The 14,321-nt window shown below is 65.5% G+C and carries 16 protein-coding genes; 7 read left to right on the top strand and 9 right to left on the bottom strand.

All coding sequences use genetic code 11. The annotated features are described in order from the left end of the window. Positions 1–374: 374 nt before the first annotated feature. Entirely contained in the window at positions 375–650 is a 276-nt protein-coding gene (locus BXA03_RS20755; RefSeq protein WP_076511091.1) for a helix-turn-helix domain-containing protein, read from the bottom strand. A gap of 395 nt (positions 651–1,045) precedes the next feature. On the opposite strand from BXA03_RS20755, the gene BXA03_RS20750 reads away from it, so the two are divergent. From BXA03_RS20750 to BXA03_RS20725, 5 genes are all read left to right on the top strand, one after another. Next, a complete protein-coding gene (locus BXA03_RS20750; protein WP_143476402.1) occupies positions 1,046–2,008 on the top strand; it encodes a Bug family tripartite tricarboxylate transporter substrate binding protein in 963 nt (320 codons plus the stop codon). A 17-nt stretch (positions 2,009–2,025) separates the two neighbouring features. Then, positions 2,026–2,367: a chorismate mutase family protein gene (locus tag BXA03_RS20745; RefSeq protein ID WP_076511126.1), complete on the top strand. Its 342-nt coding sequence runs from the start codon at positions 2,026–2,028 to the stop codon at positions 2,365–2,367. 204 nt (positions 2,368–2,571) lie between these two features. Continuing rightward, positions 2,572–3,108 carry a helix-turn-helix domain-containing protein gene (locus BXA03_RS20740; protein WP_076511125.1) on the top strand — a complete coding sequence of 179 codons (537 nt, stop codon included), beginning with the start codon at positions 2,572–2,574 and terminating at the stop codon, positions 3,106–3,108. Between the two features lie 397 nt (positions 3,109–3,505). Then, positions 3,506–3,973: a helix-turn-helix domain-containing protein gene (locus BXA03_RS20730; RefSeq protein ID WP_076511089.1), complete on the top strand. Its 468-nt coding sequence runs from the start codon at positions 3,506–3,508 to the stop codon at positions 3,971–3,973. After that, positions 3,970–4,545 carry a PIN domain-containing protein gene (locus BXA03_RS20725; protein WP_076511088.1) on the top strand — a complete coding sequence of 192 codons (576 nt, stop codon included), beginning with the start codon at positions 3,970–3,972 and terminating at the stop codon, positions 4,543–4,545. The genes BXA03_RS20730 and BXA03_RS20725 overlap by 4 nt, the downstream gene beginning before the upstream one ends. Positions 4,546–4,881: 336 nt before the next feature. Here the strand turns inward: BXA03_RS20725 and BXA03_RS20720 are convergent, their stop codons facing one another. The 4 genes from BXA03_RS20720 to BXA03_RS20705 all read right to left on the bottom strand — a co-directional run bounded on the left by BXA03_RS20720 (position 4,882) and on the right by BXA03_RS20705 (position 8,675). Then, positions 4,882–5,784 carry a ParB/RepB/Spo0J family partition protein gene (locus tag BXA03_RS20720; RefSeq protein WP_076511087.1) on the bottom strand — a complete coding sequence of 301 codons (903 nt, stop codon included), beginning with the start codon at positions 5,782–5,784 and terminating at the stop codon, positions 4,882–4,884. Next, positions 5,784–6,674 carry a plasmid partitioning protein RepB C-terminal domain-containing protein gene (locus tag BXA03_RS20715; protein ID WP_076511086.1) on the bottom strand — a complete coding sequence of 297 codons (891 nt, stop codon included), beginning with the start codon at positions 6,672–6,674 and terminating at the stop codon, positions 5,784–5,786. Before BXA03_RS20715 ends, BXA03_RS20720 begins: the two co-directional genes overlap by 1 nt. Beyond that, positions 6,671–8,230 (bottom strand): recombinase family protein, encoded by a 1,560-nt coding sequence (locus BXA03_RS20710; protein ID WP_255377205.1) that lies wholly within the window; start codon positions 8,228–8,230, stop codon positions 6,671–6,673. Before BXA03_RS20710 ends, BXA03_RS20715 begins: the two co-directional genes overlap by 4 nt. Positions 8,231–8,363: 133 nt before the next feature. Next, a complete protein-coding gene (locus BXA03_RS20705) occupies positions 8,364–8,675 on the bottom strand; it encodes a hypothetical protein (RefSeq protein WP_143476391.1) in 312 nt (103 codons plus the stop codon). Between the two features lie 927 nt (positions 8,676–9,602). Here BXA03_RS20705 and BXA03_RS20700 point away from each other — a divergent pair. Next, positions 9,603–9,788, top strand: a complete 186-nt coding sequence (locus tag BXA03_RS20700; protein ID WP_076511084.1) for a DUF3606 domain-containing protein — start codon at positions 9,603–9,605, stop codon at positions 9,786–9,788. A 6-nt stretch (positions 9,789–9,794) separates the two neighbouring features. Continuing rightward, positions 9,795–12,332 (top strand): DNA ligase D, encoded by a 2,538-nt coding sequence (ligD, locus tag BXA03_RS20695; RefSeq protein ID WP_076511083.1) that lies wholly within the window; start codon positions 9,795–9,797, stop codon positions 12,330–12,332. Positions 12,333–12,415: 83 nt separating this feature from the next. Here ligD and BXA03_RS20690 read toward each other — a convergent pair whose 3' ends face one another. From BXA03_RS20690 to BXA03_RS20675, 4 genes are read right to left on the bottom strand one after another with little or no spacing between them, the layout of a single operon-like run. Beyond that, on the bottom strand, positions 12,416–12,718 hold the full coding sequence (locus BXA03_RS20690; RefSeq protein WP_076511082.1) for a putative quinol monooxygenase: 303 nt from the start codon (positions 12,716–12,718) through the stop codon (positions 12,416–12,418). A 25-nt stretch (positions 12,719–12,743) separates the two neighbouring features. Next, positions 12,744–13,157 carry a PaaI family thioesterase gene (locus tag BXA03_RS20685; RefSeq protein WP_076511081.1) on the bottom strand — a complete coding sequence of 138 codons (414 nt, stop codon included), beginning with the start codon at positions 13,155–13,157 and terminating at the stop codon, positions 12,744–12,746. Next, positions 13,154–13,948, bottom strand: coding sequence for an alpha/beta fold hydrolase (locus BXA03_RS20680; RefSeq protein ID WP_076511080.1), 795 nt, complete (start codon positions 13,946–13,948; stop codon positions 13,154–13,156). The genes BXA03_RS20685 and BXA03_RS20680 overlap by 4 nt, the downstream gene beginning before the upstream one ends. After that, positions 13,945–14,307 (bottom strand): nuclear transport factor 2 family protein, encoded by a 363-nt coding sequence (locus tag BXA03_RS20675; RefSeq protein WP_076511079.1) that lies wholly within the window; start codon positions 14,305–14,307, stop codon positions 13,945–13,947. Before BXA03_RS20675 ends, BXA03_RS20680 begins: the two co-directional genes overlap by 4 nt. Positions 14,308–14,321 lie beyond the last annotated feature (14 nt).

Below are 14,321 nucleotides of genomic sequence, written 5' to 3'. Positions count from 1 at the left end.
GGCGCGGCTGGCGTTCGTGGGAGGCAACGTCGGAGGCACGGGATGGCTGGTTGGCCATGCGTGGGTTGCGCCTCAGGCACAGGCGCGAGTGCGCAGGGCTTCAGGCATCTGCCACGATGGGTGGGCGCCGTTCATGCGCGGGCGGGCGGCGGTCCTGCGCAAGGCGCGCCACAGTGGGGGCCATGAGACAACGCTGTGGTTTGGCGTTGCGGATCTGGCACTGCGACCGGTGCACGCCGCTTCACACCGTTCAGACGGGGCGGCCGCCGTTGCCGGCGCCGCACGTGCACGGACATCGGCGAGCACCCACGAAGGGCGGCGCTGGGTCCCAGGTCCCGGCTGGTTCACCGTGGCCCGGAACGGGCGGCGTCGCCTCAACGCGCCAGACGGTGCCGCGCCGCGCGCTCCTTGCGCAGGCGAAGGCTCACGGCCTCGATCAGTTCGGCCGGCGGGGCCGCCAGCCCGTCGGCCAGACGGAAGAGGGTGGTGATCGACGGGCTGCTCTGGCCCAGCTCGAGTTTGGCGATGAAGGTGCGGTGCAGGCCGCACTGGAAGGCCAGGGATTCCTGGCTGTGGCCCTGCGCATCGCGGCGTGCCCGGACCTCGGCGGCGAAGGCTCGCAGAAGGTCGGGATCCTGATGGGTGCGCACATGACGACTCTCCCGTTTGTGGCGTTTATATGCACCCGCATGTATGGTACAAAAATGACCCATGGGCATGGCATGCAACACCACGGTGTCCCGCCTTCCTCGGCAGGTGCTTCGGGACTGCAACCGACTGCAGGGTGAGGCGGCAGGGCTGCATGACGCGCGGCGCGGTGGCCGCGGATTGCCTCTGAGGCAAGCCTTGAGGCGGCGACGGGTTGTTCGAAAACTGCCGGCTTTTCTGACCCGGAGTGCCCATGTCCCGCCCCTCGCTCATTCCTTCTTCTCTGCCGGCCTTGCGCCCCCCTGCGATATCTCTGGCGTCGACGGAACGCCGGCTCGGTGCCAGGCTGTTCCGCGCGACGCGTGGCGGGGCGCTGTCGCTGATCGCCGCCGTTGCCATGGGGCTGGGCCTCTCGACCGTCGCCTCGGGCGCCGAGCCCGTTGCCGATGCAGCGAGCACCCCAGGGTGGCCCAGCCGGCCGCTGCGCATCCTGGTGGGCTTCGGTCCCGGATCGACCCCGGACCTGGTGGCGCGCATCGTGGCCGAGCCGCTGGCCCGGTCGCTGGGCCAGCCCGTGGTGGTGGAGAACCATGCGGGCGCCAGCGGCAACATCGCGGCGGCGCTGGTGGCCAAGGCCACCGACCAGCACACCATCGGCATGCTGATCAACGGCAACATGACCATCGCCAAGATGCTCAATCCCGCCACGGCCTACGAGCCGCAGAAGGATCTGCAGCCCTTGAGCCTGGTGTGCGTGGCGCCCATGGTGCTGGCGGTGCCGGCGACGTCCGCGGCCACCAGCGGAGCCAGCTTCCTCGCGGCGGCCAAGGCGGCAGGCAATCGGTGGAGCTACGGCAGCCCCGGCGTGGGCACCTTGGGCCACCTGGGCATGGAGGTGTTCAAGGCCCGCACCGGCCTGGCGCCGGTGCACGTGCCCTATCCGGGCAATCCGCAGGTGATCACCGGCATGGTGGGCGGTCAGATCGACCTGGCCCTGCTGCCGCCTGGGCTGGCGCAGACCCAGGTGGACTCGGGCAAGCTGCGGGCCATCGGCATCACGGCCGGCCGACGCTCGCCGCTGGTGCCCGACATGCCCACGCTGGCGGAGGCCGGGCTGCCTGCGCTCTCGCTGGAAATCTGGACCGCGGCGGCGGCACCGAGCAGCCTGCCCGCGCCCATCGCGCAACGCCTGTCGCGCTTGATCGCCGAGATCGTGCGCACGCCCGACGTCGGTCAGAAGCTGTTCCGCCAGGGGTATCAGGCCGCCGGCAGCACGGCCGAGGCGCTTGGGCAGCGGGTCCAGGCGGACACGGCACTGCTGGGCGAGATCATTCGCACGCAGCACATCGTGCAGGAATGAGCGGGAACCTCGACATCATGACCGCTTCTTCGAACACGACGGCCCCGACGGGCGAGCAGGCCCATGCCGGCGAGGCGCAACTTGCGGCCCTGCGCGCTGAACTCGACGAAACCGATGGCCTGCTGCTGGAGACCCTGCGGCGGCGGCTCGATGTCTGCGTACGCATCGGCCACCACAAGAAGGCCTTCGGCGTGCCCATGATGCAGCCCCAGCGCATCGGCGTCGTGCAGGGCCGCGCGGCCGAGTTCGCCGCCCAGCATGGCATCTCGCCCACGTTCCTGCGCAGTCTCTACGAACTCATCATCCAGGAGACCTGCCGCCTGGAGGAGGACATCATTGGACCCACGCCTGGCGCTTGAGGACCCGCGATGGCCGTGCCGCCGGGGTGCCCACTGGCCGCTCGTGACCAGGCGGCAGGGAGGGCGCACGCCATGAGTCGGCTGCGCAAGGCCTCGCCCCTGCCCACCGGGCGGGTGATCCCGCTGCCGGCGTCGGCGCTGCCCACGCTACGCCGGCCCCTGGCGGGCGAGCCGGACTCGGCCGTTTCCCGGGTCGGGGCGCAGATCCGCGCGCTGCGCACGGCGATGACGATGTCGGGTCTGGGCCTGGCCCAGGCCAGCGGGGTCTCGCGTTCCATGCTGTCGCGCATCGAGCGCGGCTTGGTGTCGCCGTCCGTGGACACGCTGGAGCGGATCGCGCGCGGGCTGGGTGTGCCGGTGGCGCGCTTCTTCGCGGACCAGGCTGAGCGCATGGATTTCAGCCTGGTGCGGCGGGGCCAGGGGATGCCGGTCGACCGGCTGGGCGCGGTGGCCGGCTACCACTATGAGTTGCTGGGCCACCTGCTGTCCGGGCAGATGTTCGTGGAGCCCTATCTGGTGCGGCTCGATACCGACGCGCCCGCCTATGCCAACTTCCAGCATCCGGGGCTGAAGTTCATCCACCTGCTGAATGGCCGGGTGAAGTACCGGTACGGGCCGCGGGTGATGGACCTGGAGGAGGGCGACTCCCTGCTGTTCGACGCCAGTGCCCTGCACGGGGTCGAGGCCATCGAGGCACGGCCGGTGGCTTATCTGTCCATCGTGTTCACGCTGAGACCCTGAGTGGCGTTGGCGTGCGGAGACTTGCCTGGGCGGAACGCCGGCCCGTCGGTCGACCGCGGTGGGGCCTCAGCCTCGCGCAACGTTTCAGCGGACCGCCCGCGTGCATCGCGGCCTCATACGGTGCGATGCAATATGGGGCACCGGGTGCCCGCCGGCATCTTGCGCCAGCGCGCCATCGCGTTGCCTTCATGGAGTGGGCGGAATGTCCGGTGCCTGCCGCCGTTGGCGTTGGCGAGGCGGCGTCTCATTGCTGGGCCGGAGGCCGAGTTGTTCGATTTTTGGGCGCGCAGGCTGGCATTCCTCGCCATCCTCGCGGTCACCTTCGTTTCGTTTATTGCGAGTTTCGTCTGTTGCGAATAAAATGACGGCTCGATACCAGCCCAGCGGAGCCGCCATCATGACCCAGTCCACCACCTTCGAAGCATCCCTGCCGGTTGCGCGAGAGGTCGCTGCGGCCACGCAAGGTCAGCGTGCACTGGCAGCATTCCTTTCGACGCAGCTGGAGACCCAACGGATCCAGATCTTTGATGAGAAGAACGAGGCGCATGCCGTCGAGCTGCCCACCTCAGCGCTGCGTCTGCTGGTGGACATCCTGTCGGAACTGGCGGAAGGCAACGCGGTCAGGGTCGTGCCGATCCATGCGGAGCTCACCACCCAGGAGGCCGCGGACATGCTCAACGTGTCGCGGCCCCATCTGGTCAAGCTGCTGGAGTCGGGGACGCTGCCCTTCCACAAGGCGGGCAAGCACCGGCGGGTTCGGTTTGCCGACCTGATGGCCTACAAGTCCGCCCAGGAGCGGACCAGTGCCGCCGCCATGGAGGAGCTTGCCGCGCAGGCCCAGGCGCTGCAGATGGGGTATGAATGAAGAGCTCGCCGTTCACGGCGGTCTTCGACGCCTGCGTGCTGTATCCCGCGCCGTTGCGCGACTTCCTGATGTGGCTCGCTCTGTCGGGGCGGTTTCGCGCCCGCTGGACCGATCTCATCCATGACGAATGGGTGAGGAACCTGCTGAAGAACCGGCCCGAGCTCGATCCTGCCAGTCTTCAGCGCACCGTCGATTGCATGAATGCGGCGGTGCCGGATGCGCTGGTCACTGGCCACGAAGCGTTGATCGACGGGCTCAGGCTGCCAGACCCGGACGATCGCCATGTCCTTGCCGCCGCCATCCGATGTGGGGCCAGTGTGATCGTCACCTTCAATGCGCGTGACTTTCCAGAGGATCGTTTGGCGCCCTTCGGTATCGAAGTGCAGCATCCGGACGAGTTCATCGACAACCTGTTCGATCTGGATCAGGCGGCGGTCGTTGCCGCGGCGCAGAAGCAGCGCCGGACGCTCAAGAATCCGCCCATCGATGCGGACCGCTACCTGGAGATCCTGCTGAAGCAGGGCTTGACGCGTGTGGTTCGGGACCTGGTGAGCTTTCGGACGGTTCTGTGAACGGGGTTGCTCGTCCTACACCTTTTCCTGCACGCCGATAGCGCAAGCATTAGGCCCTGTCTAGGCTTACGACGACGCGCTGGAAGCGAGAGGCCAGGCTCCCCACAGGAGCCCGAGGACGCGTGAAGCGCGGACAACATTCAGCGCTCCAGCGCCGTCGACCGCGTGGCGAGAACACCGCTGGAGCCTGAATTGACGCGGTGACCACGGCTGGACAGACCATAATCAGTGCAGCGCCGAGCCCGTGCAGCCGTTGGCCTTGTGGGTGCTCGGGATGGGCGGAGTGATCGTCGTACTGGGCCGGCAGCGAAATCGGCGCGGCACGTCAAACGGCTTTCAGTGCGCAGGCAGGGTCTTGATGTCCGCAATGATCTGCAACTGTTCGAGGTATTCCGCGCGGTTCTTGGCCAACCACCGCACGACCGAGGCATTCTCCAGCAGCGTCTTGCCGATGTACGTCTTGATGATTTCCAGCTGCAGGTTGGCAGGCCCGTAGCCTTCTTCCAGCAGTTTTGTGTCGGCTTGGACGGCCGCAAGTTCCCGCTCCAGTCGTTGAAGCGCTTCGACGGGGGCCGTTTTTGTGGCGCGGGCGGCGGCCTGTTCAGTGAGTTGCTCGGGTGGCGTCGCCTGGAGCATGGCGGTCGCGAGCTTCGTTGAATATTTGCCAAGATTGACCATGGCCTGAGCGACGTCAATCTGACGGAATGGCTTCATCCGCTTCAGCACCCGAAACGTCCCATACGTGGTCGGCTTGTCCGCGAGCAGTGCCACCGCTTCATTGCAGACGCCATCGAGCAGCCTGAACTGCTGACGAATCGAATCGACGGAGACATTCAGCACATCGGCGAGTTGGTCGACGGAGGCACCACGGCCCGCCGCCCGCACGATCATCCGGTGCTCCTGCACCACGGAGAGGCGATTGACGCGCTTGTTGTAGGTGTAGCCTTCGTCGTCCGTTGAGACGAGGCACATTGCTTTGGGTACGCCCATGTCCCGAAGGATCTCAAGTCGCAGCCTGCCGTCTAGTACCAGAAAAGAGCCGGGTGTGGCAGGGTTGTGGGCGATCACGATCGGCTCGACCAGGCCGATGGCCTCTACCGAGGCACGGATCTGCCGGTACTTGACCGTGTTCTTGATGTTTTCTGGGAGCGCGACTGCGCAATGCAACAAGCCCAGATCGACGTTCTGACAGTCGCGCTCGAAGCCCAAGCGCACTGCGCGGGTGGTCTTGTCCGCCATCAGTCGAGCCCAACGGAGGTCGCCAGGTCGGCCAAAGGCTTGGGCACGGTCACGAGACCCTCATCCCTCAGCACGGCGCAGAACCGCAGGTCCGAGAACAACTCCTTGAAGATCTGCTGAGCCAGCAACAACGAGCGTTGGGTGAACTCCGCCTTCTTCTGGATCCGCCGATGAATTTCGACATCCCTGCTGTACAGCCGCGCAAGCTCGTCGGGCGTCATCTGCGCGCGGGCAGCCCCCCTGCCACCAGCAGTGACCCGTTTTCCATGTCGCGCTCGCCGAGCGATGATCTTGCGCACGACGGTGACCTTGCGGCCTTTCAACTCGCCACTTTCATAGGCGTCGATCAACAGCTGCTGGACTTCGGCATCGCTCGAGCGTGAGATCGAGACAGCCAGATGCAGCGGCATGTCGCCCGCTTCGGTGGCGGCAAGCAGGCGTCTCTCGCCGTGCTCCAGCAAATGCGAGACGCAATTGACCCAGGACGCGGTACACCCCAGTTTTGTGGCCACCTCGCCATCTGAATAGCCACGCCGCTTCAGCGCCCGTACATGCTCAAGCGTTTCGACGGAGCGGGGCGAGCGCCGGGCGACGTTCTCGACAATGCTCATCAGATGCGCCGTCTCTTCGTCGACGTCCACAATGATGGCGGGGATTTCTGTCTGGCCCAGCATCACACAGGACTCGAGGCGCCCCTGGCCGCATATGAGCGCATATTGGGTGGGTCCCCTGCCATCGGGCACGCGGCGCACCGTGATGGGTCGCTTCAGACCGACCTGATCGATGCTGTCCGTGATCGTCTTGTGGATACGCGGATTCCGAGCACGAGGGTTTGCCACGGTGATGTCTGCGATGGCAATCATCTGGACTTTGTTGGTTGGCGACTTCATGGCGTCTCCGGCACGGGGGTGCGTCCAGCAAACTGGTAGAGCAAGTCGAGCGAATCCAGGCGATAAGCGTCGAGGCTGAAGCCGTTGTCTTCAGAGGCGGGCACCGCCTCGGCAGCGAAATCGAGCGCGGGAAAGACGTAGTAGTCCTGCGGCACGCAGTTGTCCGGTCCCATTCGGGCGACGACGGTGATATCCGGATGAAGACTGGTATCGAAGCGGATGCGCCAGCGGTTGGACCCATGCGCTGTCTGCTGGCAGCGAGCAATCACCAGGGATGTGGTGAATTCATCGTTGACTGTCAGCAGGTCGGTGGCCGCGTCGATCTTCGTCCAGCCACCCCATTCAGCGATGGAGGAAGCCATCTCGGAAATCAGCACTGGGTGCTTCTTACGCAGCGCGCGGTTGATCTCGAGGTATGCATAGTCCCTGCGTGGCTGATAGCCAATCAAGCTGTAGGCCCGCAGCAAACTGCCGAACCGACTTCGGTAGACCGAGCTTGATGGCGTTCCCTCCTCCTCGTCGATGACGATCCCAGACAGCGCGCCATGCTTCTCGAGTGTCGCTCGCAACGCGGCCAGCAAGTGCTCGTCCTCAAGGTGGATGGCGCGCGCATCAATGATGGCGCGAGCGCGCAGGAATTGCTCCACCGGAACGATCCCGGAAAAAGCGCCATTGCACCGAACCCAGCTGTCCGGTGGATTGCGCACATGCTTGATCTTCAGCTTGAACGACGTGCGGTTGTAGACGTTGTTGCCGACATATTTCTCGTTGGTGAGGATCTGGTGAATCGTGCCGCGTGTCCAGGGTTTGCCGGCATCGGAAAGAATGCCCTCACGATTCAGGGCTGATGCGATCACGCGCTCCGGGCTTCCGTCGTCCAGGAACATGCGGTAGATCCGGCTCACCACATCCAGCTCTTCGGATGGTCCTGGCACCAGAATCACTCGATCGGTGTGGATACTTTTTTTCTCGCCTCTGGAAAGTAGGCCTTTCACGGCGCCAGCTTCGTCGACAAGTTGCCGCCGCAGGCCAAATCCTGGCGCGCCGCCCTGCCGATAGCCGTGCTGAACAATGTTGCATGCTCCCGCAAATACCTTCACCGAGAGTTCGCGGCTGTACTCCGCCGCCATGCTCCGCTTGATGCCGATGAACACGGTGGAGGGTAATGAGCCGTCGTTGTTGAATGGCTCCGCGCAGTAGATGACTCGGATGCCTCGACTCTTGCAGGCATGTTCGTAGACCGCAGCTTCGTCCGGATCCGGGAAGCGCCCCCAGCGACTCACGTCATAGACCAGGACTGCGGAGAAGCTGGGTGAAGGGGCGCGTACGTCATGGAGTAGCGCCTGAAGGCCATTGCGGCCCTTGAGGTTCAACCCGCTCTTGCCAGCATCCTCATAGGTCTTGACGATGCGCATCCCATGGCGCTTTGCATAGTCGGAGATCGCCGCCGATTGATTTTCCGTCGAGTAGCGCTGATGTTCGGTCGACATCCGAACGTACTGAGCCACGGGCAGTTCGTGAGCTTGTCCATGTTTCGCAATCGCGTCCTCGTTCACATTGCGCCCTCGATTGCGGCGGTGTGCCGCTGGACGAGAAGCTAAGGGCGGCGCGTGACAGCGACGTGACGGAGACCAAAGGCGTGTGCTCGACAGCTTCAGGGCAATGACGCAATGACGCGCCTGCGGTTGCTCAAGCGTCCGGATTTTTCGCGCCGGGTAGGTTGTCCAATTTCTTGGCCAGATCCATCAGCAGCCTGGACAAAGGAAATGAGGCCGACTTCGCGGACGGACCAGAGTCCGCCTGCGAGAAGGCCGCGGCGACGGCACTTGCGGCCGCGAGATCTTGAAGTCGGACGGTTCCATTGAGGTGCAGCAGTTGCATCAGTCGGAGGACCAGCTCTCGCAACATGGCAATCTCCGCATCCTGGGCAGCCTGGTCCTCCTCCATCTCCCCCACTGCAAGTTCAAGAAGTTCAATACGCGCAGCATCTTTTGAGGTCATTCTTAAATCTTAGCTGCGTACAAATGCTGAAGGCCCGGCCAAAAGAATCACCAGATACTGCAGTTGTCGAAACCTATTGAGAGAAAGACGCGAGGAAGGTTGCTCAGGTTCCCGCCCGTTGCCGAGGGCGTCTGGAACCGGCGCGGCGCACCGGACCGTTTCCACCACGACCCGTGCTACCGATCTCCCGGCCGTTCAAGGTTTGCGAGCCCGTCGGTGCCCTGTGCAACCCCTAGTCTGTAGGGGCCAGGGCTGGCGTACGCCAGCAAGGTGCCACCTCGATGCTTTCCCGACTCGGCCGTTGATTCTTGACTTCCTCGAACGCACCGCCCGCAGGCTGGACCGGCCGATGGCCTGCGCACTTGCCCCGGGACCGACGGAAAAAAGCCCCGCCGCCTAGTCTTTCAGACTTTCCTCTTTTGAGGCCGTGGCTGGCCGCGCGAGGAACTGGGTGTGCTGCGTCGCTCGTCGTCCCATGGAATGGTGTCATTGGGTACTGGCGTTGAGCTCATGCCGCGCATGGGGATGCGCAGCTGGGCAGAAGCAGCAACGCCTGCGGAGCACCGTAATACTCTGGCTCCCGCGTGGCAGCGACAGGTAGTTGGCGGTTTCGCCCTCGTTTTGGCGGCCGACGGCTGCCTACGTCGGTTCGTAAACGCGCGGTTCAACTGTGTGCAAGTAGGCGTTTGCTCCACGCGCGGAGCGGGTTCGATCAGAAGTCGGTCGCCACGTGCTACGGTGTACGGGGATGACCTTGCGCAAAAGCAAACCGTGCCGCACTGACTCATGGCCGGCCCCTTTCAAAGAGCGACTAAGTTGGCGCCTGCGCGCCACGGCCCTGTAGGAAGCATCGCGCACGAAGATCTGCTGTTGGCAGTTGCGTCGTGGGAATTGCGATGCTCTTCTTGGTGCCTACAGGAGATCTCCATGTCGGACGACCGTACGCAAGCCCATGGGCAAGACCGCAGCCGCATAAACATCCACGAGGACTACGAAGTCCATGACTGGGCCAAAAAATTCGGCGTGACGCCGGATCAACTCCGTACGGCGGTGGCGGCCGTGGGCCCTGAAGCCAAGAATGTCGAGCAGTACCTCGTCGCGGAGAAAAAGTAGGCGCGCATGGCCGCATCCACGCGGCAGTGGCGCGGGCTGCAGGCGTACGCCGCCAAGCGCGACTTCACCATCACGCCAGAGCCGCAAGGGCAGGAGCAGCAGTTCCGCTCGCAGGCGCTGAGCTTTGTCATCCAGAAGCACTGGGCAAGCCGCCTGCACTACGACTTCCGGTTGGAGCTCGACGGCGTGATGCTGAGCTGGGCGGTGCCGAAGGGCCCTTCGTACGATCCCGCCGTGAAGTCGATGGCCATCCAGGTCGAAGACCATCCGCTTGGCTACAACAGCTTTGAAGGCACTATTCCTGCAAAGCAGTACGGCGCCGGCGAAGTCATCATCTGGGACCGTGGCACGTGGGAGCCCATGGGTGACCCGCGCGAAGGCCTCGAGGTCGGCAAGATCCTGTTCCGTCTGCACGGCGAGAAGCTGGCCGGGCTCTGGGAGCTGGTCCGCATCTCCAAGCCCGGGGAGAAGAAGCAGGACCAGTGGATGCTCTTCAAGAAGAAGGGCGATGCCTGGGCACGGTCCAGTACCGACTACGACGTCGTCACCGCATTACCGGACAGCGTGGTGGCGCATCCGCTCGGGCTGGTCGAAGAGCGTGAGCCCAGAGCGCCGCCGCCCCGTAAGGACGAGGCACCGGACCTGGCCAATGCGTTGCCGATCAAGAAGCTCCCGAAGAGCTTCGCGCCGCAACTTGCCCGGCTGACCGAGCAGGTACCAAGCGGCGACTGGATCGCCGAGAACAAGTTCGATGGCTATCGCCTGCTGGCCCGCATCGAGCAGGGCCGCTGCAGGCTCTTCACGCGCAATGGCCACGACTGGACGGACAAGCTTCAGAGCCTTGCCAACGCCGTCGACGCGATGGGCTTGGTCGACGCCTGGATCGACGGCGAGATCGTCGTCGTGGACACCCAGGGTGTGCCCAGCTTCAGTGCGCTGCAGAACGCCATCGACAGCGCGAAGAGCGAGTCCATCACTTACTTCGTCTTCGACCTGCCCTATGTCGGCGACACCGATCTGCGCGCCGTGCCGCTGCGCAGCCGCCGTCTGGTGCTGAAAGCGCTCCTGAAGGAGCGTGGCTCCGACCGGGTGCGATTCAGCGAAGCGCTGGATGCCGAGCCCTCGCAGTTGCTGGGTGCAGCCTGTCGGCTTGGCCTGGAGGGCCTGATCCTGAAGGACCCGCGGGCTTCCTACGTGTCCGAGCGCTCCGATACCTGGCTCAAGCTCAAGTGCCAGAAGCGGCAGGAGTTCGTGGTCGTGGGCTACACGGTGCGCGGCGGCACGACCAATGCGGTGGGGGGCCTGCTGCTGGCGGTACATGAGGGCGAGGCGCTGCGTTATGTGGGCAACGTCGGCGCCGGCTTTGACGCCGCGACGGCACGGGATCTGCACGACAGGCTCCGGGTGCTGGAAACGGACACGCCGGCGGTTGAGCGCAGTTCGGTGAAGCCAGGACGTTGGAGCCGCCGCAGTGCCGGCAACGAGCGGTGGGTGCGCCCCAAGATGGTGGTCGAGGTCGCATTCGCCGAATGGACGCCCGAGCGGCATGTGCGCCATGCCATCTTCAAGGGCGTGCGCGCCGACAAGCCGCCGCAGGATATCGGGATCGAACAGGCGGTGAAGAAGCGAGCCGAGCCGCGCAAGGCGAAGTTGGTCGCCCCTGTGGTGGTGACGCACCCGGATCGGGTGATCGACCCGTCAACGGGGCTGCGCAAGGTGGATCTGGTGCGCTACTACGAGAGCGTCGCCGAATGGATGTTGCCGCACCTCGCGCACCGGCCGGTATCCCTGGTGCGCGCACCGCAGGGGGTGACCGGTCAGCTGTTCTTCCAGAAGCATCCGGAGACGCGCGTGCCCGGCCTCGGCCAGCTCGACCCCGACCTATGGCCCGGGCATGCGGCGCTGCTCGTGGTGGACAGCGCCAAGGCCTTGGTGGCGGCGGCACAGATGAACACCGTCGAGTTCCACACCTGGAATTCGACCGTCCGAAAGATCGACCAGCCGGACCGGATCGTGTTCGACCTGGACCCGGGGGAGGGCGTGAGCTGGGGCGAACTGCAGGAGGCTGCTTTGCTCACGCGCACCCTGCTGCATGAACTGGGACTCGACGCCTGGCTGAAGACTTCAGGTGGCAAGGGCTTGCATGTGGTCGTGCCGATCCAGCCCCGGCTGGCCTTCGACGCCGTCAAGCAGTTCTCGCGCGACGTCGTGGCGCACATGGCACGGGTGATTCCCCAGCGCTTCGTCGCCAAGAGCGGGCCGAGCAACCGCAAGGGCCGCATCTTCATCGACTACCTGCGCAATGGCCATGGGCAGACCACAGCCGCAGCGTTCTCGGCGCGGTCCCGGCTTGGTACGGGCGTGTCCATGCCCATCGCCTGGGAGCAACTCGGCGAGGTCAAGAGCGGCGCGCAGTGGACCGTTCTCACGACGCGGGAGTACCTGTCGTTCCGGAAGAGTGATCCGTGGGCGGCGTACTGGACGAGGCGGCAGTCGCTGGCGCAGGCGGTCAAGACGCTGGCAGCGGCACGGCGAGATGGATAGGGGGGAGCGTGTCGTCCGGCTCTCCAAAATGATTGGGGTGTCGGCGCTCAGGAACGGGCCTTCGCCTTAGCGTCGGACCAGCTTCACGGATCGGCCCGCAACTGCGTCCAGATGGCGACGCTCCGAGGCTCGGCCAGGATTTCCTCGAGGGCGGCGTGCCACACCCTCCGATAGTCGCGCTGCAGTTGCACGGTCAACACGTCCTTCCGGTCGCTCCAGGTCTCGTGCAACTGAAACATGTTTGGCCGGTCCGGATCGACGTGCAGTGCTGCCCGCACGAAGGTGGCTTCGCCGCGCATGGCATCGAGCACGCCGTCCAGCAACGCATGAAAGCGTCGCACCTCCGCCGGCTTGACATGGAAGGTGATCACGTAGGTCTCGTTCATCGATGGATGCCTCCGTTGCGACGGATCAGGTCAGCACGACGGTCATCAGCGCCTGCGCGATCGCAATGCCCATATCGCTCGCGACCTCCACCCGCACGGCATGCTGGCGCGCGCCACTGCGCAGCGCCAGTCCGGTCGCGAGCAGCGCGCAGCCCTCGGCCGGTGAGAGGTAGGTGATCGCCAGGCTGGCAGTCGCCCCTCCGGCTGGCGGTCGGTGGGCGGCGGATACCGCGGTGGCGACGGCCACGACATCGGCCAAGGTGGCAATCACCCCTCCATGCACCAACGCGCCTTCGGTGACGTTGCCGCCCGAAAACGGCAATCGCATCTGCACCTTGCCAGGTTCTGCGTGGGCGAGGCGCAGGCCGAGCTGCAGTGCGACGGGCGAACCGAGCAACCGGGCCGCGATGAGTTCGTGGGCGATGCCAGGCGCGATCATGATGCTACCCGTCGTGCGATGTCATCGGCCAGCCGGCGCGCATGCGTCACCATGACGCCGTGCGCCACGCCCTCGTACACGACGAGTTCGGCGCCCCGGATCGTTTCTGCGTAGACGCGTCCGCTGAGGTCCAGCGGCGCGGAAACGTCGCGATCGCCATGGATGATGGTCACTGGCAGGTTGACGCTGGCCGCATCCGCCGAGAGGTCGGTATGGGCGATGGTCCGCTGGAACTCCACGACCGCGCGACGGGAGCAGTCCAGCACCATTGCAGCCATCCAGTCGTTGATGCGCGCGGGGGAGCCGGGCGCGAAGGGGTCGATGTTGGCGTCGATCCAGCCCGACAAGTCGCTGCCGAGCTGTCCGCACAGCAGGTCCACCATTTCGGCCGTGATCCCGCCCTGGCCGATCACGCGCGGACCGGTGGCGCCCACGAGGATCAGCCGCGCCACCCGCGCACGGCCATGGCGCGCGAGATAGCGCAGGGCCTCGCCGCCCGCGCCCGAGTGGGCCACCAGTGTGACGCCGCGCAGGTCCAGGCCTTCCAGCACCGCAGCCAGGTCGTCGGCCAGTGCGTCGTAGTCGTAGCCGGGCCGGTCGGTGGACCGGCCATGGCCGTTGCGGTCGTAGGCGATGGTGCGCAGTCCGGCGGCGTTGAGGTGCAGCATGGTCTCGCCCCAGATGCGGCCATCCATGGCCCAGCCTGCCAGCAGCACCACGGGCGGCCCCTCGCCCCAGTCGCGGACATGCAGCGCGTGGCCATCGCCGCGTGGAATCGAGGCGCGGCTCATGCGGCGGAACCGTCGAGGAAGCCGATCACTTCGGCGATGTGGCCCTCGGCATCCAACCGCACGACGTCGGTTCCGGCGGCCACCGCGGAGCCGCCGTCCGGCGCCAGCGTCCACGAGAAGCGCACGAAGTGGCCGTGCGTGTCGGGCGTGCCGCGAAGGGTGAAGGCATGGCCGGGAAACTGCGTGCGCGCGGCCGAGATCATCGTGGCGATGCCGTCGCGGCCTTCGCCTTGCATCATCGGGTCGGCATAGCAGGCATCGGCCCGCCAGTTGGCGGCCAGGCGACGGTCGCGCGAGGCGTCGTCGGCGTCGTTCCACACGGCCAGATAGTCGCGGGCGAGGGTGTTCGGATCGATCATGTTCAGCTCCTGGT

The sequence above is a fragment of the Pseudacidovorax sp. RU35E genome, assembly GCF_900156165.1.
Classification (GTDB): Bacteria; Pseudomonadota; Gammaproteobacteria; order Burkholderiales; family Burkholderiaceae_C; genus Xenophilus.
Note: the sequence above shows the minus strand (reverse complement) of the source record. Positions and strands in the feature narration are given on the sequence as shown.

Excerpts from the sequence above, each read along its gene's own strand:
- BXA03_RS20750 (WP_143476402.1), top strand. The coding sequence starts at position 1,046 with ATGGGGCTGGGCCTCTCGACCGTCGCCTCGGGCGCCGAGCCCGTTGCC.
- BXA03_RS20745 (WP_076511126.1), top strand. The coding sequence starts at position 2,026 with ATGACCGCTTCTTCGAACACGACGGCCCCGACGGGCGAGCAGGCCCAT.
- BXA03_RS20730 (WP_076511089.1), top strand. The coding sequence starts at position 3,506 with ATGACCCAGTCCACCACCTTCGAAGCATCCCTGCCGGTTGCGCGAGAG.
- BXA03_RS20725 (WP_076511088.1), top strand. The coding sequence starts at position 3,970 with ATGAAGAGCTCGCCGTTCACGGCGGTCTTCGACGCCTGCGTGCTGTAT.
- BXA03_RS20720 (WP_076511087.1), bottom strand. The coding sequence starts at position 5,784 with ATGGCGGACAAGACCACCCGCGCAGTGCGCTTGGGCTTCGAGCGCGAC.
- BXA03_RS20715 (WP_076511086.1), bottom strand. The coding sequence starts at position 6,674 with ATGAAGTCGCCAACCAACAAAGTCCAGATGATTGCCATCGCAGACATC.
- BXA03_RS20705 (WP_143476391.1), bottom strand. The coding sequence starts at position 8,675 with ATGACCTCAAAAGATGCTGCGCGTATTGAACTTCTTGAACTTGCAGTG.
- BXA03_RS20700 (WP_076511084.1), top strand. The coding sequence starts at position 9,603 with ATGTCGGACGACCGTACGCAAGCCCATGGGCAAGACCGCAGCCGCATA.
- ligD (WP_076511083.1), top strand. The coding sequence starts at position 9,795 with ATGGCCGCATCCACGCGGCAGTGGCGCGGGCTGCAGGCGTACGCCGCC.
- BXA03_RS20690 (WP_076511082.1), bottom strand. The coding sequence starts at position 12,718 with ATGAACGAGACCTACGTGATCACCTTCCATGTCAAGCCGGCGGAGGTG.
- BXA03_RS20685 (WP_076511081.1), bottom strand. The coding sequence starts at position 13,157 with ATGATCGCGCCTGGCATCGCCCACGAACTCATCGCGGCCCGGTTGCTC.
- BXA03_RS20680 (WP_076511080.1), bottom strand. The coding sequence starts at position 13,948 with ATGAGCCGCGCCTCGATTCCACGCGGCGATGGCCACGCGCTGCATGTC.
- BXA03_RS20675 (WP_076511079.1), bottom strand. The coding sequence starts at position 14,307 with ATGATCGATCCGAACACCCTCGCCCGCGACTATCTGGCCGTGTGGAAC.